Source organism: Streptomyces sp. CB02058, assembly GCF_001905505.1.
Lineage (GTDB): Bacteria > Actinomycetota > Actinomycetes > Streptomycetales > Streptomycetaceae > Streptomyces.
This window is the reverse complement of record NZ_LIPG01000002.1, coordinates 801,927-825,389: the sequence shown is the minus strand read 5'-3', so window position 1 is coordinate 825,389 and position 23,463 is coordinate 801,927. Positions and strand designations below refer to the sequence as shown.

The 23,463-nt window shown below is 74.0% G+C and carries 20 protein-coding genes; 13 read left to right on the top strand and 7 right to left on the bottom strand.

Annotated features, from left to right (window positions below):
* Positions 1-2 precede the first annotated feature (2 nt).
* The 5 genes from AMK10_RS10890 to AMK10_RS10870 are packed head-to-tail and all read left to right on the top strand — an operon-like array spanning position 3 to position 4,393.
* Entirely contained in the window at positions 3-794 is a 792-nt protein-coding gene (locus AMK10_RS10890) for an ABC transporter ATP-binding protein (protein ID WP_073747401.1), read from the top strand.
* On the top strand, positions 791-1,534 hold the full coding sequence (locus tag AMK10_RS10885) for an ABC transporter ATP-binding protein (RefSeq protein WP_073747399.1): 744 nt from the start codon (positions 791-793) through the stop codon (positions 1,532-1,534). The genes AMK10_RS10890 and AMK10_RS10885 overlap by 4 nt, the downstream gene beginning before the upstream one ends.
* A complete protein-coding gene (locus tag AMK10_RS10880) occupies positions 1,534-2,421 on the top strand; it encodes a branched-chain amino acid ABC transporter permease (protein ID WP_073747397.1) in 888 nt (295 codons plus the stop codon). The genes AMK10_RS10885 and AMK10_RS10880 overlap by 1 nt, the downstream gene beginning before the upstream one ends.
* Positions 2,418-3,506 carry a branched-chain amino acid ABC transporter permease gene (locus AMK10_RS10875; RefSeq protein WP_073747395.1) on the top strand — a complete coding sequence of 363 codons (1,089 nt, stop codon included), beginning with the start codon at positions 2,418-2,420 and terminating at the stop codon, positions 3,504-3,506. The genes AMK10_RS10880 and AMK10_RS10875 overlap by 4 nt, the downstream gene beginning before the upstream one ends.
* Positions 3,503-4,393 (top strand): alpha/beta fold hydrolase, encoded by an 891-nt coding sequence (locus AMK10_RS10870; protein ID WP_073747393.1) that lies wholly within the window; start codon positions 3,503-3,505, stop codon positions 4,391-4,393. Before AMK10_RS10875 ends, AMK10_RS10870 begins: the two co-directional genes overlap by 4 nt.
* Before the next feature lie 22 nt (positions 4,394-4,415).
* Here the strand turns inward: AMK10_RS10870 and AMK10_RS10865 are convergent, their stop codons facing one another.
* Entirely contained in the window at positions 4,416-6,398 is a 1,983-nt protein-coding gene (locus tag AMK10_RS10865) for a helix-turn-helix domain-containing protein (RefSeq protein WP_073747391.1), read from the bottom strand.
* A gap of 34 nt (positions 6,399-6,432) precedes the next feature.
* Entirely contained in the window at positions 6,433-7,218 is a 786-nt protein-coding gene (locus AMK10_RS10860) for a 3-hydroxybutyrate dehydrogenase (RefSeq protein ID WP_073747389.1), read from the bottom strand.
* A gap of 307 nt (positions 7,219-7,525) precedes the next feature.
* Here AMK10_RS10860 and AMK10_RS10855 point away from each other — a divergent pair, with 307 nt between their 5' ends.
* Positions 7,526-9,013: an extracellular catalytic domain type 1 short-chain-length polyhydroxyalkanoate depolymerase gene (locus AMK10_RS10855; RefSeq protein WP_073747387.1), complete on the top strand. Its 1,488-nt coding sequence runs from the start codon at positions 7,526-7,528 to the stop codon at positions 9,011-9,013.
* Here AMK10_RS10855 and AMK10_RS10850 read toward each other — a convergent pair.
* Positions 8,995-9,471 carry a hypothetical protein gene (locus tag AMK10_RS10850; RefSeq protein ID WP_241839517.1) on the bottom strand — a complete coding sequence of 159 codons (477 nt, stop codon included), beginning with the start codon at positions 9,469-9,471 and terminating at the stop codon, positions 8,995-8,997. The two genes, AMK10_RS10855 and AMK10_RS10850, sit on opposite strands and share 19 nt — an antisense overlap.
* 309 nt (positions 9,472-9,780) lie before the next feature.
* Between AMK10_RS10850 and AMK10_RS10845 the strand changes: the two genes are divergently transcribed.
* The 5 genes from AMK10_RS10845 to AMK10_RS10825 are packed head-to-tail and all read left to right on the top strand — an operon-like array spanning position 9,781 to position 15,413.
* Entirely contained in the window at positions 9,781-11,040 is a 1,260-nt protein-coding gene (locus AMK10_RS10845; protein ID WP_073747383.1) for a prenyltransferase/squalene oxidase repeat-containing protein, read from the top strand.
* Positions 11,037-11,726 (top strand): SCO2322 family protein, encoded by a 690-nt coding sequence (locus AMK10_RS10840; protein WP_073747381.1) that lies wholly within the window; start codon positions 11,037-11,039, stop codon positions 11,724-11,726. Before AMK10_RS10845 ends, AMK10_RS10840 begins: the two co-directional genes overlap by 4 nt.
* Entirely contained in the window at positions 11,723-12,886 is a 1,164-nt protein-coding gene (locus AMK10_RS10835) for a cobalt ABC transporter permease (RefSeq protein ID WP_073747379.1), read from the top strand. Before AMK10_RS10840 ends, AMK10_RS10835 begins: the two co-directional genes overlap by 4 nt.
* The gene (locus AMK10_RS10830; protein ID WP_073747377.1) at positions 12,883-14,598 is read left to right on the top strand and encodes an ABC transporter ATP-binding protein; all 1,716 of its coding nucleotides are present in this window, start codon (positions 12,883-12,885) and stop codon (positions 14,596-14,598) included. The genes AMK10_RS10835 and AMK10_RS10830 overlap by 4 nt, the downstream gene beginning before the upstream one ends.
* Positions 14,595-15,413, top strand: coding sequence for an ECF transporter S component (locus tag AMK10_RS10825; protein ID WP_073747375.1), 819 nt, complete (start codon positions 14,595-14,597; stop codon positions 15,411-15,413). The genes AMK10_RS10830 and AMK10_RS10825 overlap by 4 nt, the downstream gene beginning before the upstream one ends.
* On the opposite strand, the gene AMK10_RS10820 is transcribed toward AMK10_RS10825, so the two are convergent.
* The 3 genes from AMK10_RS10820 to aroQ all read right to left on the bottom strand — a co-directional run bounded on the left by AMK10_RS10820 (position 15,414) and on the right by aroQ (position 18,668).
* A complete protein-coding gene (locus tag AMK10_RS10820; RefSeq protein ID WP_073747373.1) occupies positions 15,414-17,207 on the bottom strand; it encodes a bifunctional sugar phosphate isomerase/epimerase/4-hydroxyphenylpyruvate dioxygenase family protein in 1,794 nt (597 codons plus the stop codon).
* 130 nt (positions 17,208-17,337) lie between these two features.
* Positions 17,338-18,201 carry a shikimate dehydrogenase gene (locus tag AMK10_RS10815; protein WP_073747371.1) on the bottom strand — a complete coding sequence of 288 codons (864 nt, stop codon included), beginning with the start codon at positions 18,199-18,201 and terminating at the stop codon, positions 17,338-17,340.
* Positions 18,198-18,668: a type II 3-dehydroquinate dehydratase gene (aroQ, locus tag AMK10_RS10810; RefSeq protein WP_073747369.1), complete on the bottom strand. Its 471-nt coding sequence runs from the start codon at positions 18,666-18,668 to the stop codon at positions 18,198-18,200. The genes AMK10_RS10815 and aroQ overlap by 4 nt, the downstream gene beginning before the upstream one ends.
* Before the next feature lie 176 nt (positions 18,669-18,844).
* On the opposite strand from aroQ, the gene AMK10_RS10805 reads away from it, so the two are divergent.
* The gene (locus AMK10_RS10805) at positions 18,845-19,507 is read left to right on the top strand and encodes a TetR/AcrR family transcriptional regulator (protein WP_073747366.1); all 663 of its coding nucleotides are present in this window, start codon (positions 18,845-18,847) and stop codon (positions 19,505-19,507) included.
* Positions 19,508-19,855: 348 nt separating this feature from the next.
* Positions 19,856-21,211: an MFS transporter gene (locus AMK10_RS10800; RefSeq protein ID WP_073747364.1), complete on the top strand. Its 1,356-nt coding sequence runs from the start codon at positions 19,856-19,858 to the stop codon at positions 21,209-21,211.
* A gap of 157 nt (positions 21,212-21,368) precedes the next feature.
* On the opposite strand, the gene AMK10_RS10795 is transcribed toward AMK10_RS10800, so the two are convergent.
* Positions 21,369-23,417, bottom strand: a complete 2,049-nt coding sequence (locus AMK10_RS10795) for a bifunctional glycosyltransferase 87/phosphatase PAP2 family protein (RefSeq protein ID WP_073747362.1) — start codon at positions 23,415-23,417, stop codon at positions 21,369-21,371.
* Positions 23,418-23,463: the final 46 nt, after the last annotated feature.

The window sequence follows — 23,463 nt, the reverse complement described above, 5'->3', positions numbered from 1 at the left end:
CCATGACCGCATCCGGCACCACGACGGCACGGGGCGAGGGGGCGCTCACCGGCACCCCCGTGCTCCGGCTGGACGGACTGGGGTGGCGCGTCGGCGGGGCGGCCATCGTCGAGGACGTCACCGTCGATGTCCGCGAGGGCGAGTTCCTCGCCTTCATCGGGCCCAACGGGGCGGGCAAGACCTCCCTGTTCAATCTGATCAGCGGGATCGTCCGGCCCACCTCGGGCACCCTCGCGCTGGACGGCGCGGAGCTGACCGGCCTGCCCGTGCACACCCGTGCGCGGCGCGGGATCGGCCGGACGTTCCAGACCTCCAGCCTCTGGCCGGCGATGACCGTCGCCGAGCACGTACGGCTGGCCGCCCAGGCGCGGCACGGCGGCTCGCACCGGCTCTGGCGGCGGGCTTCCCCGTACGCCGCCGAGGTGGACGGCGTACTGGAGCGCACCGGGCTCGGACATCGCGCCGGAACCTGTGCGGCGGAGCTCTCGCACGGCGAGAAGCGCAAGCTGGAGCTCGCGGTGCTGCTGGTGGGCGAGCCCCGGCTGATGCTGCTCGACGAGCCGATGGCCGGAGTGAGCGCCGAGGAGGTCCCGGCCCTGACCGAGCTGATCCGCACCCTGCACCGGGACGAGGGCCGCACCGTGCTGATGGTCGAGCACCACATGGACGTCCTGCTGGGCCTCGCCGACCGGCTGGCCGTGATGCACCACGGCCGTCTCCTCGCCCTGGACACCCCGGGCGCGGTGACCGCCGACCCCGTCGTCCAGCAGGCCTATCTCGGGGAGGGGCTGTGACCGCGCCCGCCCTGCTCGTCGTACGGGACCTGCGCGTCCTGATCGGCGGGCGGCACATCCTGCACGGCGTGGACCTCGACGTGGCCCACCACGGCGTGACCGCGCTCCTCGGCCGCAACGGCGCGGGCAAGACCACGACCGTACGCGGCGTGCTCGGCCTCGTCCCGCGCGCCGGGAGCGTGCTGCTCGACGGCGAGGAGACCGTGGGCCTGCCCACGCACACCCTGGTCCGCCGGGGCATCGGGTACGCCCCCGAGGACCGGGGGATCTTCGCGGGCCTCACCGTCGCGGAGAACCTGCGCCTGGCCGAGCGCCGTGGCGCGGAGGGGCCCGCGTACGGCCTGGTCCATGAGCTGTTCCCCGAACTCAAACGCCGCGAGCGGCAGTTGGCCGGGACCCTGTCCGGCGGCCAGCAGCAGATGGTGGCCATCGGGCGCACCCTGCTCAACGGCAACCGGCTGATCATCGCCGACGAGCCCACCAAGGGCCTGGCCCCCAAGGTGGTCACCGAGGTGGCCCAGGTGCTGGAGCGCGCCGCCGAGGCGGTGCCCGTCCTGCTCGTCGAGCAGAATCTCGCCGTCGTCCGCCGGCTCGCGGAGCACTGCGTGGTGCTCGCCGACGGACGGACGGCCCACCAGGGCGACGCGGCCGGGCTGCTGGGCGACGCCGAGGCCACCCGCAGGCTGCTCGGCGTGGGCCGGGGCCCGCTCGCCCCACACACCGCGGAGGCGGATTCCTGATGTCCACCATCGTGCTGCTCACCATGACCGGACTCGGTCTGGGGGCGCTCTACTTCCTCATCGCGTCGGGGCTCTCGCTGATCTTCGGCCTGATGGACGTGCTCAACTTCGCCCACGGGGCGCTGCTCTCCATCGGCGCGTACGGCACCTGGTGGGCGGCCTCCGGCCATCTGCCGGGCGCCGGGCCGGGCGGCTGGGGCTTCGCTCTGGCCGTCCTGTTCGGTACGGCGGTGGGCACGCTGGCCGCCGTGGTGCTGGAACTGGCCGTCGTACGGCCCCTGTACACCCGGCCGCGCGAGCAGGTGCTCGCCACGGTCGGGGTGGGGCTGGCCGTGCCCGCGCTGCTGTCCGGCGTCTGGGGCTCGGACGCCCGGACCTTCCCCGGACCCGAGGCGCTGTCCGGCACCTTCGGGCTGCTGGGCGCTCAGGTGCCGGTCAACCGGCTGGTGCTGATCGCGGCGGCAGCCGTCGTCCTCGTCGCGCTGCGCGTGTTCCTCGGCAGGACCCGGCACGGCCTGGTCGTGCGGGCCGGGGTCGAGGACCGGGCGATGGTGACGGCGCTGGGCATCGACGTCCGCACGGCGTTCACGCTGGTCTTCGCGATCGGAGGCTGCGCCGCCGCGCTGGGCGGGGCGCTCGGCGGGCTGTACTTCGGCTCCGTCGACCCCCGGCAGGGCACCTCGCTGCTGATCTTCGCGTTCGTCGTCGTGGTCACCGGGGGCATGGGGTCGGTGACCGGCGCCGCGGTGGCGGCCGTCGTGATCGGCCTCGTCCAGCAGTTCGCCAACTACTACACCGCAGCGGGCCTCGGCGACCTGGCCGTCGTCGTCCTGCTCGCCGCGCTGCTGCTCGTCCGGCCGCGCGGACTGACCGGGAGGCTCGCGTGAGCACCGCCACCACACCCGCACCCACCGCGGTCACCACCCCGCCCGGGCCGGGCGGGCCCCGGCTGCTGCGCTGGTGGCCCGCCGCCGTCCTGCTGCTCCTGGTCGTCGCGCCGTTCAGCGCGCTGCCGGTTCCGGGGCTGCTCGACGGCCCGGTCGGGAGCCCGGGGAGCCTGCAACTGCTGGCCACCTGCCTGCTGTTCGGCGCGCTGGCCACCGGCTACGACCTGCTCCTGGGCCGTACGGGACTGCTCTCCTTCGGCCACGCCCTGTACTTCGCGGCGGGCAGCTACGCCACCAACACGCTCCTGCTGGAGGCGGGCCTGCCCTTCGCCGTGGCCGCGGTCCTCGGGCTGTGCTTCGGCACCGCGCTCGCCCTGGTGCTCGGCTCGGTGAGCCTGCGCGTCACCGGCATCGGCTTCTCCATGGTGACGCTGGCCTTCGCTCAGGCCGGCTCGATCCTGGTCTCCCGCAACCCGGGCGGCCTCACCGGCGGCGAGGAGGGCCGTGCGGCCCCCGCGGAACTGCTGCCCTCGTGGCTCGTGGGCATCGACCACACCGCCAACCTGTACTGGATCGCGCTCGCCTATCTGGTCCTCACCCTCGGCGTCGTCCACTGGGCGGTGCGCTCCCCCACCGGCCGGGTCTGGGAGGGCATCAAGGAGAACGAGCGCAGGGTCGAGGTGCTCGGCCTGAAGCCGTACGGGTTCAAGCTGACGGCCTTCGTCCTCGCCGGGGCGCTGGCGGCGGTCGGCGGCCTCGTCCATCTGCTGCTCACCGGCGGCTCGACCCCCCAGACGACCACCTCGGACTTCACCCTGTCGCTGCTGGTGATGGTGGTGCTCGGCGGATCGGGCACCCGCTGGGGCCCGATGGTCGGCGGCATCCTCTACACCTGGGCCGACCACCGGCTCGGCGACCTCGCCGGGTCGGGGGCGGTGGCCGATCTGCCCGCGGTGCTGCGCGTCCCGCTCTCGCAGCCGCTGTTCCTGCTCGGGGTGCTGTTCGTGGCCGTGGTCCACCTGCTGCCCGGCGGCCTGGCCCGGCTGCCGTCCCGACTGCGCGGCACCCGTGAGGAGAAGCGATGAACCCGTACGAGGAGATACGAGTCCCGGTCGCGGGAGGCGAGCTGGCGGCGCTGCGCTGGCCCGCCCGGGAGCCCGGCGCGCCGGTGGTCGTCGCCCTGCACGGCATCACGGCCAATGCGCTCTCCTGGGGCGCGGTGGCCCGGCTGCTGGACGGCCGGGTCACCCTGGTCGCCCCGGATCTGCGCGGCCGGGCCGGGAGTTCGGGGCTGCCCGGCCCGTACGGCATCGGTGTCCACGCCGACGACACGGCCGCGCTCGCCGAGGCGCTCGGCCAGGAGCGGGTGGTGCTGGCGGGCCACTCGATGGGCGCCTTCGTGGCGGCGCTCGCGGCCGTGCGCCGCCCGGGGCTCTTCGGCCCGCTGGTGCTGGTCGACGGCGGGTTCGGTTTCCCCGCTCCCACGCATCTGGCGGCCGACGAGCTGATCACCGCCGTGATCGGCCCGGCGATGGACCGGCTCTCGATGACCTTCACCGACCGGGACGCCTACCGCTCCTTCTGGCAGGCCCATCCCGCGTTCGGGGGCGACGCCTGGTCCCCGGAGGTGGACGCGTACATCCAGCGCGATCTGACGGGCGAGGAACCCCGGCTGCGCTCCGGCTGCCGGCTGGAGGCGGTCCGCACGGACGGAGTGGGCCTCTTCCAGGAGGAGGTGATCGGGGCCGTACGCGAACTCCCCGGTCCGGCGACGCTGTTGTGGGCGCCGCGGGGGCTGATGAACGAGGAGCAGGGGCTGTACGACGACGCCCGGCTCGCGGCGGCGGGGCAGCCCGGCACGAAGGTCCGGGCGGTCCGCGTCGATGACGTCAACCACTACACGGTGCTGACGGGCGAGAAGGGGGCCGGCGAGGTCGTCCGGGCGATGCTGGCGGCCGTGGACGAACGCTGAGGGCGGCGGGCGTCCGGCGGGCTCAGCCCTCCCGGCCGCCCGCCAGCAGGTGCAGGCGCAGGGCGAGCTGGAGTTCGAGGGCGCGGTCCGGCTCGTTCCAGTCGCGGCCCAGCAGCACCTGGATGCGGTCGAGCCGCTGCACGACGGTGTTGACATGGACGTGCAGCTCGTCCTTGGCCCGTATCAGGCTGCCGCCCGCGCCGAAGTACGCCCGCAGGGTCCGTACGAGATGGGTGCCGCGCCGCTCGTCGTAGCGGAGCAGCGGTCCCAGCGCGGCCGTCACGAAACCGTCCACGTCCTTGGCGTTGCCCAGGACGACGCCGAGGAAGCCCAGTTCGTCGACGCACGCCCCCTCGCCCTCGCGTCCCAGCACCCGCATGGCGCGCAGACAGCGCGCGGCCTCCGTGTAGGCGGCGGCCAGTTCGCGGGCGCCTCGCGCCGGCCCCGTACCGGCGACGGTGACGGGCGCCTGGACGAGGTGGCCGAGCTGCGCCGCCGCGGCGCGGGCGGCGTCCCCGGCCGAGGAGGCCGGGCCCGGGGCGCCGCAGTCGATCAGCAGCACGACGGTGCCCGCGTGTTCGGCGCTCACCCCGTGGATGTCGCCGCCGAAGAGATAGCGCAGGGCGGCGCCGCCGAGCTTCTCGCGGGCCGCCGCCTCCGCCACCAGCAGCAGATGCGGCCGGTCCAGGTCGATGCCGAGTCTGCGGCCCCGCTCGGCGAGCCCCGCCGGGTCGCGTTCCGGGTCGCCGAGGAGGTCGCTGATCAGCTCGCCCCGTATCCGGTTCTCGGTCTCGGCGACCGTGCGGCGCAGCAGCAGGAGCAGTCCGGTGACGACGGCGGCGCGTTCGAAGAGCCTGCGGTCGGAGTCGTCGAGCCGGTCCGGCCGGTGCAGGACGAGACTGGCGAGGAGCTCCTGACCGGCGAGGACGGCGCAGATCCACCGCCCGTCGCGGTGCACCGCGCGCGCCCCGTGCCGGGACTCCTCGGCGGTCCCCACGAGCCACCCGGCGTCCATGCTGTCGGCGGCGAAGGCGGAGCCGTCGGGCCGTACGGCGGCCAGCGGGCGCCCGCCGGGGTCGTGGATGGTCAGGGGGCTGTCGAGCAGCCCGGCGACGGACACGGCGACGTCCTTCACGTCGCCGCCGCGCAGCACCAGGTCGGTGAGCCGGTCGTGGGCCTCCTCCGCGCGCTGCATGGCGGCCGAGTGCGCGCGCACGGCTGCGTTGGCCTCGGCGAGTTCGGCGTTGGCACCGGCGAGTCCCGCGAGGGCGGTCCGGGTGTCGTCCAGGGCGCGGGCGGTGTCGATCGCGATGGCGGCGTGCGCGGCGAGGGAGCAGAGCAGGGCCACCTCGTCGGGGCTGAAGACCCGCGCGGCGCGGTCGGCGGCGAAGAGGACGCCGATGACCTTTCCGGCCCCGCCCCGGCTGGAGCCGAGCAGCAGGGGGACGCCCAGGATGGCGACGAGCCCCTCGTCCAGCACACCGGCGTTGATGTTGCGGGTGTGGTGGAAGCGTTCGTCGGTGCGGTAGTCGGGGGTCGCGTACGGGCTGGCGGTCTGCGCGACGAGTCCGCCGAGCCCTTCGCCCAGTTCGAGCCGGAGCCGCTGGAAGAGCACGGACACCGATCCGTCGGTGACCCGCATGTAGGTGTCCCCGGCCTCCTCGTCGGGGAGCGTCAGATAGGCGGTGTCGGTGCCCAGCAGCATTCTGGCCCGCCGCACGATCGCCTTCAGCACGTCGTCCAGGTCCCTGGAGGCCGCGAGGTCGCCCGCCGTGTCGAAGAGGGCGGTCAGCTGGAGTTCCCTGCGCCGGTGCTGGCGCAGGGCGCCCCTGATCCGCAGCGCGGTCGCGGTCGCCCGCTCCACCTCGGCCAGTTCGCCGGCGGGCACGCCCGCGGCCCTGGCCTCGGAGGTGACCGCGCCCAGCTCCTCGGCGGGGGCGTCGTCGGCCAGCAGGTCGAGGAGGCGGGCCAGGAGGGGCGCGGCGGAGGGGCACGGTTCAGACATGGGCGGCCATCGTTCTTCCAGGGGCGGTCGGTGGTCAGTTGGCGGTCCAGCCGCCGTCCATCGTGAGGGAGCTTCCGGTGATGTGCGCCGTGCCGGGCCCGCACAGCCACAGGACGGCACCGGCCACGTCACCGGGCTCGATCAGCGACTTCAGCGCGCTGCGCTCCAGCAGCACCCGGCCCACCACCTCCTGCTCGGAGATGCCGTGGCTGCGGGCCTGGTCCGCGATCTGGTCCTCGACCAGGGGCGTACGGACATAGCCGGGGCTGACGCAGTTGCTCGTCACGCCGTGCGGCGCCGCTTCGAGTGCGACCACTTTGCTGAGCCCCTCCAGTGCGTGCTTGGCCGACACGTAGGCCGACTTGTAGGGGCTGGCGCGCAGCCCGTGCACGGACGAGATGTTGACCACGCGGCCCCAGCCGCGTTCGTACATGCCGGGGAGCGTGCGGCGCAAGATGCGGAACGGCGCTTCCACCATGACGCGGTGGATCAGCGCGAAGCGGTCCGGCGGGAACTCGTGCACGGGCGCCACGTGCTGGAGGCCCGCGTTGTTGACCACGATGTCCGCGTCGGCGGGCAGCGAGTCGACCGCCTCGGCCACGGAGAGGTCGGCGACCCAGGCCGTTCCGCCGATCCGTTTCGCAAGGCTCTCGACGGCGTCGCCCGTCTTGTCCACCACGTGCACATGGGCGCCCGCGGCGGCGAGCGCCTCGGCGCAGGCCAGTCCGATGCCACTGGCCGCACCGGTGACCAGGGCGGTGCGTCCGGCGAGCGCGGAGGGGGCGAGGGGGTCGTGCCCGGGGGTCAGGGAAGTCTGCATGGGCGTCACCGTAAGGACGTCACCGCCCGCATCACACGGGGTCGGTGCACACACCCTGGGGCAGCCGCATGGTGCCGGCGTACATGGTGCGGGCCACGGCGCCGGGGGCGGGCGGGCGCGGGCCCGTCCCCGCCGGGGGCGGCCCCGGCGCCGTCGGCCGCCGCGCGCGGGCCCGGGGACCGGGGCGGGCGCAAGGGGAGCGCCGCACACAGCGGTGCGCGGCGGGTGTCCGCCTGCCACATGGGCGGCCCGGCCCCCCGCTCATAGGTTCCGGCAGCATCCGCACGTCCGATGAGGAGGCCCCACCGTGCGCCCACCGATCCCGCGACGCCTGTTCCGGCGCGTCGCCTCCGCCGCCGTCTGTGTGCTCGCCCTGCTGACCGCCCACCCGGTCTCCGCCGTCGCCGCCCCCGCGGCGCCGGCGGCGGCCGGGCTCGTGCAGGTCACCGGCTTCGGCTCGAACCCCGGCAATCTCCAGATGTTCGCCTACACCCCCGACACCGTGGCGGCGGGTGCCCCGCTCGTCGTCGCGCTGCACGGCTGCACCCAGACGGCCAGCGCCTACTACAGCGGCTCGGGCTGGCCCAAGTACGCCGATCTGTGGGGCTTCGACGTCGTCTTCCCGCAGACCACGTCGGCGAACAACGCGCTGTCCTGCTTCGGCTGGTTCGACCGGAACGAGAGCACCCGGGGCCAGGGCGAGGCCGCGTCGATCGTGCAGATGGTCGAGTACGCGAAGCAGACGTACGGCTCCGACGGCCGCCGGGTGTACGTCACCGGGCTCTCCGCAGGCGGCGGGATGACCGCCGATCTGCTGGCCGCCTATCCGGACGTCTTCGCCGGCGGGTCCGTGGCCTCCGGGCTGCCCGCCCAGTGCGCCACCAGCCAGGCCGCCGCGTCGGGCTGCCAGACGGGGCCGCAGAAGCTGACGCCCGCGCAGTGGGGCGACAAGGTCCGCGCCTCCCACCCGGGCTGGACCGGCCCCTGGCCCCGGGTCGCGATCTGGCAGGGCACCTCGGACTACACGGTCTACCCGGCCAACGCGACGGCGCTGCGCGACCAGTGGACCGATGTCTGGGGCATCGGCCAGACCCCGTCCGGCACCGAGAGCCTGCCGGGCAGCACCACCAGGAGCGTCTACGCCGACGCGTCGGGGAAGCCCGCGGTGGAGACGTTCTCGGTGGCGGGCATGGGGCACGGCCTGCCGGTGGGTCCCGGCTCGGGCGCCGACCAGTGCGGCGCGGCGGGCGCGTACTTCCTGAACACCATCTGCTCGACGTACCACACGGGTGTGTTCTGGGGACTGGACCAGGGCGCTCCGGGCGGCGGGGACGGGCTGCCCGCGCCCTCGGGCCTGACGGTCACCGGGGTCACGGACAGCACCGCGTCGCTGTCGTGGAGCGCGGTCTCGGGCGCCGCCTCGTACGCCGTGTACCGGAACGGCACGAAGGTGGCCACGCCGGCGTCGGCGTCCTTCACCGACACCGGGCTGACCGCCGGCACCGCCTACCGCTACACGGTGGCGGCCGTCGGCCCGTCGGGCACGGCGGGTGCGGCGTCGGCCGCCGTGCCCGCGACGACGTCGGGCGGTGCGGCCCCCGCGAAGTGCTTCACGGCGACGAACTACGCGCACGTCACGGCCGGCCGGGCGCACACCACGGGCGGCCGTACCTACGCGAACGGTTCGGAGCAGGACATGGGGCTGTACAACGTCTTCGTCACCCACACGCTCCGGGAGTCGCCGGCCGGCCACTTCGTGATCGCCGACTCCGGCTGTCAGGCCGGGTCCTCGTAACCGCCCCTGATGTCCTCGGGCAGCTCGCAGCCGTCCTCGACGGCGGTGAGGGACACGAGCTGCTCGGGGCCCGTGGTCCTCGTCGTGTAGTGGCGGGCGTAGAGCTTCCAGCCCCGCTTGGCGAGGGTGCGGTAGGTGACGTCCTGCTCGGCGTGGCTGGAGACGATCTCCCAGTCCTGCTGCCGCAGCTTGCGCACCGCCGTGTCGAAGGCGTCGGCGGCACCCGCCGCCGGCGCCTCGCCCCACCAGGGCGCGACGCAGGTGTGCCAGGCGCCCTTCGGCAGTCCGGCCGTGGAGGTGTCCCCGGCAGGGAGCCCTCCGTTGCGGGCGACGGCCTCTATCTCTCCGGCCACCGTGTCCCTGGTGAACGGCACGATGGGCTCCGGGGACGCCGTCGGCGCGCTCTCGCTCTCGTCCATGAGGCCGCAGCCCGCCGTCATCGTCATCAAACCGGCCACGACGGCGGCCGTACCTCGTCTGCTCCCGCGCACTGGATGCTTCCCACCCCGGTCGTTCCTCCCCCACGGGCGCGCGCCCGTGTGACCCCCGGGGCGGAGTCTCGCATGGGCTCTGACCTGCTGGGAAGGCCCTTCGCACATCCGGGGGCGGCACTCCGCCCGGAGGGGTTCCCGGGCACCCCGGTAGAGTGAGCTGGTCTTCATCACGCCCGTACAGGGGGAAGCCGGTGCGAATCCGGCGCCGACCCTTCCCCGCGTGCTCGGCTCCGCTCGGGCAGGGGAAACCCCATTCGAGAGGCCCAGCCCGTCATGTCCGTACGCCGCCGCGCGGCAGCGCTCGCGATCACCGCCGTGCTCTGTGGGACGGCCGCCCCGGTGGCGGTCGCCGCGCCGAGTCCGTCACCGTCCCCGTCCACGCCGGACCTTCCGGACGGGCTGTACGGCACCAAGGACCCGACGTACGACGGGGTGTGGCGCCAGTCGCTGGCCTTCCTCGCCCAGCGGGTCGAGCTGGTCACGCCCGCCACGAAGGCGGTCGACTGGCTCGTGGGCCAGCAGTGCACGAGCGGGGCCTTCGCCTCCTACCGCGACGCGTCCGTGCCCTGTGACGCGAAGACGGTGACCGACACCAACGCCACGGCGGCGGCGGTGCAGGCGCTGGTGGAACTGGCCGTGCACCGGGAGACCGTGGACAACGGGGTCAGCTGGCTGAAGTCCGTGCAGAACCCCGACGGCGGCTGGGGCTACAACCCGGGCAGCCCGAGCGACGCCAACTCCACCGCGGTGGTGACCGGCGCGCTGGCCCGGGCGGGCGTGCCGCTGGCCGATGTCACGACGAAGGACGACAAGACCCCGTACACCGCGCTGCAGAGCTTCGCGCTGCCCTGCGGCGGCGCGGACGGCGGGGCGTTCGCCTACCAGCCGGACAAGGACGGCAAGCTCGCCGCCAACGCGGACGCCACGGCCGCCGCCGTGATCGGCGCGATGGGCAAGGGCATGGCCGCGGGCAACTCCAACGCGGTGAAGGCCCCGGTCTGCCACGAGGGCACCGGCCTCACCGTCGAGCAGACCGCGCAGAACGGCGCCTCCTACCTGGCGAGGACGCTCGCGGCGAAGGGCTACCTGGAGCTGCCGCCGATGCCGGGCGCCGAGGAGTCCGACCCGCAGCCGGACTTCGGGAACACGGCGGACGCCGTCGTGGCGCTCGCGGCGTCCGGGCACAAGGACAAGGCGGCCGACGCGGTCGCGTATCTGGAGAAGCACGCGCAGGGCTGGGCGAAGGAGGGCGGCCCCGCCGCCACCGCCCAGCTGGTGCTGGCCGCCCACGCGACCGGTACCGACGCCCGTGACTTCGGCGGCACCGACCTGGTCGCGCAGCTCAACGCGACCGGCCCCGCGCCCGCCGCCACCGCCGTGCCCTCGCCGACCTCGACGGTCCCGGGGAAGCCCGCGGACACGAGCAGCGACGACGGGGGGCTCGGCCTCTGGTGGATCATCGGCATCGGGCTCGCCTTCGGCGCGGGCATCGGCTTCCTGCTCAGCGGACGCCGGAAGAACCAGCAGCTGTGAGGCGCCCGCTGGGCACGGCGGCGCTGCTGCTCCTCGTCGGCGCCGTCCTGTCCGTGCTCGGCGCGGGCAGCGCGCAGGCGGCGGGGTACCGCTACTGGTCGTTCTGGGAGGGCGACGGCGGCAAGGGCTGGACGTACGCCACCCAGGGGCCGTCCGTGGTCCGGCCCGACGACGGCGCGGTGCAGGGCTTCCGCTTCTCGGTGAGCGAGGACTCCCAGGACTCGGCGCAGCCGCGCCGCGCCCCGGACTTCGGGGCCGTCTGCGCGGACACCCCCGCGAAGGACGGCCGCAAGAGGGTCGCCCTGGTCATCGACCCGGGCACGGCGGCGGACGCGCCGGACGGCGAGAAGCCGCCCGCGCTGCGCACCGCCTGTGCCCAGGTGGCCCCTGACGCGAGCACGGCCGAGGCGCTGGCCGCGGTGGCGAAGCCCCTGCGGTACGACGGTTCCGCGATGCTCTGCGCGATCACGGGCTATCCGCGGTCGGGCTGCGGCGAGCAGACGGACGGCTCGTCCGGGTCCGCCGACGCCTCGGCCTCGTCCGAGGACGCGGCCGGCGCCTCCGCCGCCGGGGACGCGGGCCGGAGCGACGGTGGCGGCGGCCCCTCGGCCGGTGTGCTCACCGGCGTGGGCGCGGTCCTCGTCCTGGGCGCCGCCGCAGTGTTCCGGGCCCGCCGCCGCCGATGACCCGCTCCACCGGCCCGGCCCGGCCCGGCCATGCCCTGCGCGCCCCCGTGGCGACCCGCTCCAACGCGGTGCCGGCCGGGGCCTGGTGGCTGTGGGCCCTCGGGCTGGCGACCGCCGCGTCCCGGACCACCAACCCGCTGCTGCTCGGGCTGCTGGTCGGGGTGGCGGGCTATGTGGTCGCGGCGCGCCGCACGGACGCGCCGTGGGCCCGTTCGTACGGGGCGTTCGTCAAGCTGGGCCTGTTCGTCGTCGCCGTGCGCGTGGTGTTCTCCGTCCTCCTCGGCTCGTCCGTGCCCGGCACGCACACCCTGTTCGCCCTGCCCGAGGTGCCGTTGCCCGACTGGGCCCAGGGGGTCAGGATCGGCGGCCGGGTCACGGGCGAGCAGCTGGTCTTCGCCCTGTACGACGGCGCGAAGCTGGCCACCCTGCTGATCTGCGTGGGCGCGGCGAACTCGCTGGCCAACCCGGCCCGGCTGCTGAAGTCGCTGCCCGGCGCGCTGTACGAGGTCGGGGTGGCCGTGGTCGTCGCGATGACGTTCGCGCCGAACATGGTCGCCGACGTGGCGCGGCTGCGGACGGCCCGCCGGTTGCGCGGCCGGCCGTCCGGCGGGATCGGGGCGGTGCTCCAGATCGGGCTGCCGGTGCTGGAGGGTGCCCTGGAGCGCTCGGTGGCGGTGGCGGCGTCGATGGACGCCCGGGGGTACGGGCGCACCGCGCAGGTCCCGCCCGCCGTCCGCCGGACCACGCATCTGCTGACGCTCGGCGGGCTGCTCGGCGTGTGCGCGGGAACGTACGGGCTGCTGGCCGCGCAGGGCGCCGCGCACGGGCTGCCGCTGCTGCTGGCCGGGCTCGCCGCGGCCCTGGCCGGGCTCCGGCTCGGCGGGCGCCGCTCGGTGCGCACCCGCTACCGGCCGGACCACTGGGGCGTACGCGCCTGGCTCGTCGCGGCCTCGGGCCCGGCCGTCGCCGCGGCGATGATCTGGGCGGGCGCCGCCGATCCGGACGCCCTGCGCCCCGGTGTCGTCCCGCTCGTCGCCCCCGTACTGCCGCTGTGGCCGGCCGCCGCCGTGCTGATCGGACTGCTGCCCGCCGTGGTGGCGCCGCTGCCTGGCGTGGTGACCCCGCCCGCCTCCCCCTCGGACTCCAAGGAGCTCACATGATCCGGTTCGAGAACGTCTCGGTGCGGTACGAGGGTGCCGAGCACCCCACCCTGTCCGGGCTGGACCTCACGATCCCCGAGGGCGAGCTGGTGCTGGCCGTCGGCCCCTCCGGTGTCGGCAAGTCGACCCTGCTGGGCGCGGTGTCCGGTCTCGTGCCGCACTTCACGGGCGGGACGCTGACCGGGCGGGTCACCGTCGGTGGCCGTGACACCCGGACCCACAAGCCGCGTGAACTCGCCGACCTGGTCGGCACGGTGGGCCAGGACCCGCTCGCCCACTTCGTGACGGACACCGTGGAGGACGAGCTGGCGTACGGCATGGAGTCGCTGGGCCTCGCCCCGGACGTGATGCGGCGCCGCGTCGAGGAGACGCTGGACCTGCTGGGCCTGGCCGAGCTGCGCGACCGGCCGATCGCCACGCTCTCCGGCGGCCAGCGGCAGCGTGTCGCGATCGGCTCGGTCCTCACCCCGCATCCGAAGGTCCTGGTTCTCGACGAGCCGACGTCCGCTCTGGACCCGGCGGCGGCCGAGGACGTGCTCGCGGTGCTCCAGCGGCTGGTGCACGACCTGGGCACCACCGTGCTGATGGCCGAGCACCGGCTGGAGAGGGTCGTGCAGTACGCCGACCAGGTCCTCCTGCTGCCGGCCCCCGGCGCCGCCCCGGTGATGGGCGCGCCCGCCGACATCATGGCGCTCTCGCCCGTACGTCCGCCGGTGGTGGCCCTGGGACGGCTGGTCGGCTGGGACCCGCTGCCGCTGTCGGTGCGGGACGCCCGGCGCCGCGCCGTGGACCTGCGGGAGCGGCTGGCCGATGTGGAGCCGCCCGCGCGCCGGGCCCCGGCGGACACCGTGGTGGCCCCGCTCCCCGCTCCGGCCGGCCCGCGCCCCGGGTTCCTCGGGCGGCTGCTCGGCCGCCGGCGCGACACGGCCCCCGGCGAGCCCCCGGTCCCCGGTCCGGTCGCCCTGGTCGAGGGGCTGGGGGTGCGGCACGGGCGGGTCCAGGCGCTGCGCGGGGTGACGCTGTCCTTCGCGCCGGGCGAGACGGTGGCCCTGATGGGCCGTAACGGCGCGGGGAAGTCGACCCTGCTGACGACGCTCGTCGGGATGACCGCGCCCGCCACGGGGACCGTCCTCGTCGGCGGTCTGGTGCCGTCCCGTACGCCGCCGCACGCCATGGTGCGCCGGGTCGGGCTCGTCCCGCAGGAACCACGCGATCTGCTGTACGCCGACACGGTGGCCGCCGAGTGCGCGGCGGCCGACTCCGACGCGGGCGCACCCGCGGGCAGTTGTCGGGCGCTGGTCACCGAGCTGCTGCCCGGGGTGCCGGACGACGTCCACCCCCGTGACCTCTCGGAGGGCCAGCGCCTCGCCCTGGCCCTCGCCCTGGTGCTGACCGCCCGGCCCCCGCTGCTGCTCCTGGACGAGCCGACGCGTGGCCTGGACTACGCGGCGAAGGCGCGGCTCGTCGGCGTACTGCGGCGGCTGGCCGCGGAGGGCCACGCCATCGTCCTGGCCACGCACGATGTGGAGCTGGCGGCGGAACTGGCCGACCGGGTGGTGATCCTGGCGGACGGCGAGGCCGTCGCCGACGGTCCGACCCGGCAGGTCGTGGTGTCCTCGCCCGCCTTCGCCCCGCAGACCGCGAAGATCCTCGCGCCCCGGGAGTGGCTGACGGTGTCGCAGGTACGCACCGCGCTGGAGGCCCTCGCATGACGGCCCGGCCCCCGCGCCCCGTACGCCTCGGCCCGCACGCCGTCGCCGCGCTGGTCCTGGTCAGCGCGGTCGGGCTGGTCGGCTTCGGCTGGCCACTGCTGGCGGGCGCGGACTCCGGTCTCGCCCACGCCGAGGACGCGCCGTGGCTGTTCGCCGTGCTGCTGGTGCTGCTCGTCGGGGTGGTCCTGGCGACGATCGCGGACTCGGGCCTGGACGCGAAGGCCGTGGCGATGCTGGGCGTCCTGGCGGCGGTGGGGGCCGCGCTGCGCCCGCTGGGCGCGGGGACGGCGGGCCTGGAGCCGATGTTCTTCCTGATGGTCCTGAGCGGCCGGGTGCTGGGTCCCGGCTTCGGATTCGTGCTCGGCTCGGTCACGATGTTCGCCTCGGCCCTGCTGACGGGTGGGGTCGGGCCGTGGATGCCGTTCCAGATGCTGTCGATGGGCTGGTTCACCATGGGCGCCGGTCTGCTGCCGGGCCCCGAGCGGCTGCGCGGCCGTGGCGAGCTGCTGATGCTCGGGGCGTACGGCTTCGCGGCGGCCTTCGCGTACGGCACGGTGATGAACCTCTACGGGTGGACCATCGTGCCGGGGATGGCCTCCGGGATCTCCTTCGTGGCGGGGGATCCGCTGCACGAGAACCTGGTCCGCTTCCTCGCGTACTGCGTGACCACCTCGCTCGGCTGGGACCTGGGCCGTGCCGTCCTCACCGTGGCCCTGACCCTCTCCATCGGCCCCACCCTGCTGCGGGCGCTGCGCCGGGCCACCCGCCGCGCCGCGTTCGACGCGCGGGCGGCCTTCGAGGCCCGCGCGGACTGATCACTCGGCCAGCGCGTGCTGGGCGGCGAGCCTGACCGCGGCGTTCCGGGCGCCGTATCCGTCGTATCCGGCGACGCGCTCGACGAGTTCGAAGAAGAGGCGGCCGGTCGTCACGGTGTAGCAGTGCCTGAACTCCCCCTTCTCGTCGCGGTCGTAGAGGATGCCGAGCTCGCGGTAGGTCTCCAGCTCGCCGGGCGCGAACGTGTGGTGCGCGGCCAGGTCGTCGTAGTAGTTGGCGGGGACGGGCAGCAGTCTGGCCCCGGCCTCGCGGGCGCGGCGGACCGTGGTGACGAGATCCTCGGTGAGCAGCGCCACGTGCTGGGGGCGTCCCCCGCGCGCCGGGGGGTCGGTGGGGGAAGCGCCCACACCGAGCGCGATGCGCACGGTGCCCTCCTCGTTGCTGGCGGCACGGCTGCGCAGCAGGCCGTACGGGTCGGCCAGGTCGACGCTGGCGTGCGGGCGCAGTCCGAGGACGCCGCGGTGGAAGAGCGTCGCCTCGTCGAAGTGGTGCCAGGGCTGGGTCAGCGCGACATGGTCGACGCGGGTGATCCCGATGGGGCCGGGGGTGTGCGGCGCGGGCGCGAAGTCGCCGGTCCAGCCGGCCCGCCCCGAGCGGTCGGTGGCGCAGAAGAAGAACTCGGTGCCGTCGGGCGCCGCCACCGCGTCCAGCGGCGCGTCCTCGGGTGCGCGGCGCCTGGGCAGGACGGGGGCGAGCAGCGACTCGGCCCGCGCGGAGGCGCCCGCGGGGTCCGGGCTCTCCAGGCCCACGGCGGTGAGCGAGGGGTCGGGGCGGTGGCTGCCGGTGTCGGTGTTGACCAGGACGCGGGCCTCACCCTGCTCCCAGAGGTCGACCGGCTTGCCGGAGTGCCTGGCCGTACGGGAGAAGCCCAGTGCGGTCAGCAGCGGGGTGATCCTGGCGGTGTCGGCGGTGGCGATCTCGACGAAGGCGAAGCCGGTGGGGACCACGGGCGCCGGGGGCGCGCTCAGCCCCGCCGCTTCCTGGAGCAGCGTGAGCGAACGCCGGGCGTCCACCGCGGTGCGGCCGGCGTCCGCCTGGCGGAAGACGTCGTTGAACACCTCCAGGGAGAGCGGCCCGTCGTATCCGGCGCGGACGGCGGCCCGCACCAGTCCGGCGACGTCGAGGTCGCCCTGCCCCGGGAAGCAGCGGTGGTGGCGGCTCCACTGGAGGACGTCCAGGGCCATCTGCGGGGCGTCGGCGAGCTGGAGGAAGAAGATCTTCTCGCCGGGGATGTCCTCGATCCCCGCGACGTCGGAACCCCGGGCCAGGATGTGGAAGCTGTCCAGGCAGATCCCGAGCGCGGGGTGGTCCGCCGCCTCCACGATGCGCCAGGCGTGTTCGTAGGTGCTGACGTGGCGGCCCCACGCGAGCGCCTCGTACGCGACGCGGATGCCGTGCTCCTGCGCGAGGTCCGCGAGCCGGCGCAGCTGCTCGGCCGCGAGGGCGTCGTCGTCGACGGCGTACGGGGACACGCTGGAGCAGACCAGGACGGTGTCGGCGCCGAGCCGTCGCATCAGCCGGAACTTGTGCTCTGCGCGCCGCAGGTTGCGGGCGAACTCGTCGGCGGGAACGGCCTCGATGTCGCGCATCGGCTGGAACAGGTCGATCGTCAGACCGAGATCGCCGGCCCGCTCCCTGATCTCCTCCGGGCCGAGCGGGCTGCCGATCAGGTCGTTCTCGAAGATCTCGACGCCGTCGAAGCCCGCCCGCGCCGCGGCGGTGAGCTTCTCGGTGAGCGTTCCGCTGAGCGAGACGGTGGCGATGGACGTACGCATGTCGGTCCTCCTGCGGGGGGCTGGGCTTCGGGGCTCGGACGCTCCGGGGCGATGGCGCCTTCCGGGCGCGGACGCTCCGGGGTGCCGGCGGCCTTCCGGGCGCGGACGCTCCCGGGGCGCGGACGCTTCGTCAGCGCGCCGACGTGAGGTCGGCGATGTCGGCGAGCATGCGCGCGGTGTCGGGTTCGCGGCCGGTGAAGAGCCGGAAGGCGTCTGCGGCCTGGTAGGCGGCCATGCCCGCGCCGTCGAGGGTGGGGCAGCCGAGGGCACGGGCGGTGCGCACGAGCGTGGTCTCCAGCGGCCGGTAGACGATCTCGGCGACCCAGAGCCCCGGGTGCAGCAGGTCGGCGGGGAGCGGGAGTCCGGGGTGGTCGGCCATGCCGATGGGCGTGGCGTTGACCAGTCCGTCGGCCGCGGTGGTGTGCGCCGCGATGTCCAGGAGGTCCGCGGCGGCGGCCCGGCCCGGCCCGAAGTGCTGGTTCAGGGAGTCCGCGAGGGCGGCGGCCCGCTCGGGCCGGGCGTCGAGCACGGTGAGCCTCCCCGCGCCGAGGGCGAGGAGGGCGTGGGCGACGGCGGCTCCGGCCCCGCCCGCGCCGAGCTGCACGACCCGGTCGAGCGGCGCGTCGGGCAGACCGCGGGCGAAGGAGGCGGCGAAGCCGGTGGTGTCGGTGTTGTGGCCGATCGCCCGGTCCCCTTCGAAGACGACGGTGTTGACCGCGCCGAGCGCCTCGGCCTGCGGAGAGAGACCGTCGAGGTGGGCGAGCACCTGCTGCTTGCATGGGTGGGTGACGTTGAGCCCGTCGTACCCCATGTCCCGGGCGGAGCGGACAATGTCACCGGTCCGCTCGGGCGCGATGCCGAGCCTGCCGATGTCGATGAGGCGGTAGAGGTAGCGCAGGCCCTGCCGGTCCGCCTCGCGCTCGTGGAGCGCGGGGCTGAGCGAGGGGCCGATGCCGGTGCCGATGAGGCCGACGAGATACGAGTCGCTGCTCAACGGTTCTCCTCCAGGAGGCGGGCGAGATGGGTGAGGGCCATGGAGTATCCGTGGGCACCCGCGCCGCAGATGACGGTGTCGGCGACGCCCGAGACATAACTGTGGTGCCGGAACTCCTCCCGCCGGTGGATGTTCGAGAGGTGCACCTCCACGACGGGCAGCTCCACCGCGGCGAGCGCGTCCCTCAGGGCGACCGAGGTGTGGCTGTAGCCGGCGGGGTTGATCACGATGCCCCGGTGCGCGGTACGGGCCTCGTGGACGGCGTCGATGAGCACCCCCTCGTGGTTGCTCTGACGGCAGTCGGCCAGCAGCCCGTGGGCCGCCGCCGTGCTCCGGCAGAGCTCGTCGACGTCGGCCAGGGTGTCCTTGCCGTACACCGCGGGCTCGCGCAGTCCGAGCAGATCGAGGTTGGGTCCGTTGAGCACGAGGACGGGGACGCCTGGCGGCGGGGCTGCGGGGTTCGGCATCGGTCACTCCAAGGGTGCGCGGCCCGGGGGCCCGGCCGTGCACCGACGTTAATGTACGGACTGGTTAGTTAGTCATATCGAAAGACGGCCGCGCTGGGAAGACCCTGGACCGAATCGGCCGCCGCGGGGGCCGCTCTACAATCGCGAACACGCACCGACTCCCGCGAAGGATCCGGATGACCAGCACCGAAGGACCCGCACAGCCGGCCGTGCGCACCCGTGACGCGGCGCGCACCAAGGACGAGATCCTCACCGTGGCGACGCGGGAGTTCGCCCGTATCGGCTACGCGGGCGCCCGGGTCGACGAGATCGCCGCCCTCACCCGCACCACGAAGCGGATGATCTATTACTACTTCGGCGGCAAGGAGCAGCTGTTCACCGCGGTCCTGGAGCGGGCGTACACCAGGATCCGGGAGGCCGAACAGCTGCTGGACGTCGAGCACCTGGACCCCGTGGCCGCGGTCCGCCGGCTGGCCGAGGTGACCTTCGACCATCACGAGGAGCACCCGGACTTCATCCGCCTGGTGAGCATCGAGAACATACACGAGGCCGAACACATCGCGGCCTCGGCCGAGTTGAGCCGCATCAGTTCACCGGCGATCGAGGTGCTGCGGCGCATCCTGGACACGGGGCGCGCGTCGGGACTGTTCACGGCGGACGCCGACGCCGTGGACCTGCACGCGATGATCAGCTCCTTCTGCTTCTTCCGCATCGCGAACAGACACACCTTCGGCGCACTCTTCGGCCGCGACCTGGTGGACAACGACCGGCGCGAGCACTACCGGACCATGCTGGGCGACATGATCATCGCGTACCTCACGGCCGACCGGGCCGCCTAGGACCGTCCGGAGTCAAGGGCGCCCGGAACCACGGGCGTCCAGGATCAGGGCATACGCGATCACCGCGTCCGGCGACGCACCGTCCGGGACCGCGCCCCGCACCGGACCACCCGGGACCACATCCACCACCACACCGCCCGGAACCGCAACGTCCGGATCCACGGGCCCTTTTCGGGGGAAAAGTCCGGCAATCCACGCGAACCGGGGACTCCGGTCCTGCGCGGACTCTTGACAGGGACGACAACTGCTCGCAACATCCGTAGCCATCCGCAACTAACTACCTAGTGCGTTAATTAGCCGGGTCCGCTCGCCCCTCCCCCCGACGGACGTCCCCCGAAGGAGCCCGACGTGACCGCTCACGACCCTGCCGCCGGTCCCCCGCCGCAGGCCCAGCCCCGCAAAGCCGCGCTCGCAGCCTGGATCGGCAGTGCGCTGGAGTACTACGACTTCTTCATCTACGGCAGCGCGGCGGCGCTGATCTTCCCCAAGGTCTTCTTCGACGAGTCCGATCCGGCCAACGCGACCCTGCTGTCGCTGGCCACCTTCGGTGTCGCATACGCGGCCCGTCCGGTCGGCGCGCTCTTCCTCGGCCATGTCGGGGACCGGCTCGGCCGCAAGAAGATCATGGTCTTCACGCTGATGCTGATGGGCGTCTCGACGTTCCTCATCGGCTGTCTGCCCACCCGGGAACAGATCGGCGGCGCGGCGCCCGTGCTGCTCGTCCTCCTGCGCGTCCTCCAGGGCATATCCGCGGCCGGTGAGCAGGCGAGCGCCAACTCGATGAGTCTGGAACACGCGCCACAGCACAGGCGCGGCTACTTCACCAGCTTCACGATCAACGGCACACAGGCGGGCCAGCTCATCGCGACCCTGGCCTTCATCCCCGTCGCGGCCCTGCCCGAGGAGCAGTTGCTGTCCTGGGGCTGGCGCATCCCGTTCTGGCTGAGCGTCGCTGTCGCGGTCACCGGGTACGTCATCCGCCGCACGCTGGAGGAGACCCCGGTCTTCACCAAGCAGGCGGAGACCGAGGGCGTGGCGAAGATGCCGCTGGCCGTGCTGCTGCGCGACCACTGGGCCGATGTGCTGCGGGTCGTCGCGGCAGCCGTGATCGCCACGGTCAGCACGATCTTCACCGTCTGGGCCCTGTCGTACGCCACCAGCGACGCCGTGGGGCTGAGCCGGAGCGGCATGCTGTGGGTCGGCGCGCTGGCCAATGTGGTCGCCCTGTTCACCATCCCGCTGTGGGCGCGGCTCTCCGACCGCATCGGACGCCGCCCGGTCTTCCTGATCGGAGCCGCCGGCAGCGCCGTGGTGATGCCGGTGTACCTGTGGGCGATCTCCACCGGCAGCTACCCGCTGGTGCTGATGTCCGGCGTGCTGGTCTTCGGCGTGGTCTACAGCGCGGCGAACGGCATCTGGCCCGCCTTCTACGCCGAGATGTTCCCCACCCGCGTCAGGCTCTCGGGCATGGCGATCGGCACCCAGACCGGCTTCGCCATCGCCGGATTCGCCGTGGCCTTCGCCTCGCAGATCGCCGGTCCCGACGGGGACGACTGGGCCGGTGTCGCGATCTTCGCCGCCGCGCTCTGCCTCCCGCCGGTCGTCGCGGCCCTCACCGCCCGCGAGACGGCTCACGTGGACACGGAGCTGCTCGGGGAGCGGAGCGGCAGGAAGGCCGGGGCCGAGGTGCCGGTCGGCGCCTGATCCAGCGGTGCCCCCCGGCCGCTGAGCCGTTCGAGTGGCGGACCACCCGTCACGGGCGGATGCTGGATGACGCGGCGATCCGGGCCGAAGGGGTGCCGGAGCGGTTCTCAGGAACCGCTCCGGCACCCCTTCGGGCATGCACGGGGCCGGAGAGGCTCTACGCCTTGCTCCCGGCGGGTTCGGCGACCGGCTCCCCCGCCACGTCCTTTGCGTCCTTCATGTCCTCCGTGTCCCCCTCCGGCAGGTTCTGCCGCCGCTCACCCGTCCCGGCGGCCCGGAGCCTCCTCGGCCCGGCCAGGAGATACGTGAGCCCGAAGCCGGCGACCACGACCGCCCCGCCGCCGACCGCGTCCAGCACCCAGTGGTTGCCGGTGGCGACGATGCAGGAGACCGTGAACAGCGGGTGCAGCAGCCCCAGGGCCTTCATCCACATCCTCGGGGCGAGCAGCGCGATCACCACACCGCACCACAGCGACCAGCCGAAGTGCAGCGAGGGCATCGCCGCGTACTGGTTGGTCATCGCGGTCAGCGCCCCGAAGTCCGGGCTGTCGAGGTCCTGCACCCCGTGGACGGTGTCGATGAAGCCGAGGCCCGGCATCAGGCGCGGCGGCGCGAGCGGGTAGAGCCAGAAGCCGAGCAGGGCCAGGACCGTGGCGAAGCCGATGGAGGTGCGGGCCCAGCGGTAGTCCGGGGGCCTGCGCACGTACAGCACGCCGAGGATGGCGAGCGGGATGATGAAGTGGAACGTCGAGTAGTAGTAGTCGAAGAAGTCGCGCAGCCAGGGGATGCCGACGACGGTGTGGTTGGCCCAGTGCTCGATGTCGATGTGCAGCCACTGCTCGGCGGAGTGGATCTGCCGGCCGTGCTCCTCCGCGGTGGCGCGCCCCGCGGTCGCCGCCAGGCGGACCTGGGCGTACGCGGAGTAGACGACCCGGATGAGCAGAAGCTCCAGCAGCAGGTTGGGGCGGGTCAGCACCCGCTTCCAGAACGGCAGCAGGGGCACCCAGGAGAAGCGGGCCGGGACGGGACGGGCGTACTCCGTCGCGACCGGACGTTGCCAGTGGGGCGAGGTGCGGGACAGGAACGGCGCCACGCAGGCCGCGCCGAGCGCCGCGACGAGGAGCACGTTGTCGCGTACGGGCACGACCACCCCGACGTTCGGGAGCAGCATCTTCCCCGGCAGGGTGAGGACGAGCACCACGACAGCGGGCCAGACCAGCCGGTCGGATGCCTTGGTGCCCACCCGGCCGACGACGGCGAGCAGCACCCAGAGCAGCTGGTGCTGCCAGGCGGTGGGCGAGACGGCGACGGCCACGCAGCCCGTGACGGCGACGGCCAGGAGCAGCTGCCCGTCCCGGGCGTAGCGGACCGCGCGGCGCAGACCGAGGACGGTCACGAGGGCGGCCAGGGCGAGGAACAGGGCGATCTCCAGCGGCCCCTGGAGCCCGAACCGCAGCAGCGCGCCGTGCAGGGACTGGTTGGCCAGGCTGTCCGGACGGTCTCCGAGGCCGGCTCCCGCGAGGTGGTGCACCCAGTACGCCCAGGAGTCGCGCGGCATGACGGCCCAGGCCAGTGCCGTGCAGAGGGCGAACGTCGCCCCGGAGGCCGCGGCCGCCCTGCGTCTGCCGGTGAGCCAGAACAGGACGGCGAAGAGCAGCACGGCGGGCTGGAGGGCGGCGGCGATCCCGGTCAGCACTCCGGGGAGCCGCTCACCGCGCGCCACGAAGAAGGCGAGGAGCACCAGCAGGACCGGCAGGATGCTGGTCTGGCCCAGGAACAGGGTGTTGCGGACGGGCAGCGACACCATCAGCAGGGTGATCGCGAAGGGCGCCGCCAGGAACGCGGTGCGCCGGCTCACCGGTCGGGGCAGGGCGCGGACGGCGACGAACCCCAGCGCCACGACCAGCAGCAGGGTGCCGAAGGTCCACACGACACCGAGGGCCTGTTCCGCCGAGGTCGTGAGCGGCTTCAGCACCAGCCCGGCGAACGGCGTGCCGGTGAACCGGCCGGGCTCGTACAGGGACCCGGCGATGCGCAGGACCCCTTCCGCACCCGTCCAGGTCTCCAGATCGGTGAGACGTTCACCGGGCGGCCTGCCCAGGACCGCCGCCACCTGCCGTACGGCCAGGAAGGCGACGAGCAGCCAGAGGACGGCTCTGGCCGCTGCGGCCCTCGCCCCCGGGTCCGCCGCCACATTGCCCCGCACACTGCGCTCCGCATCTGTCACGCTGCGCCGACCCTCCCGTTTCACG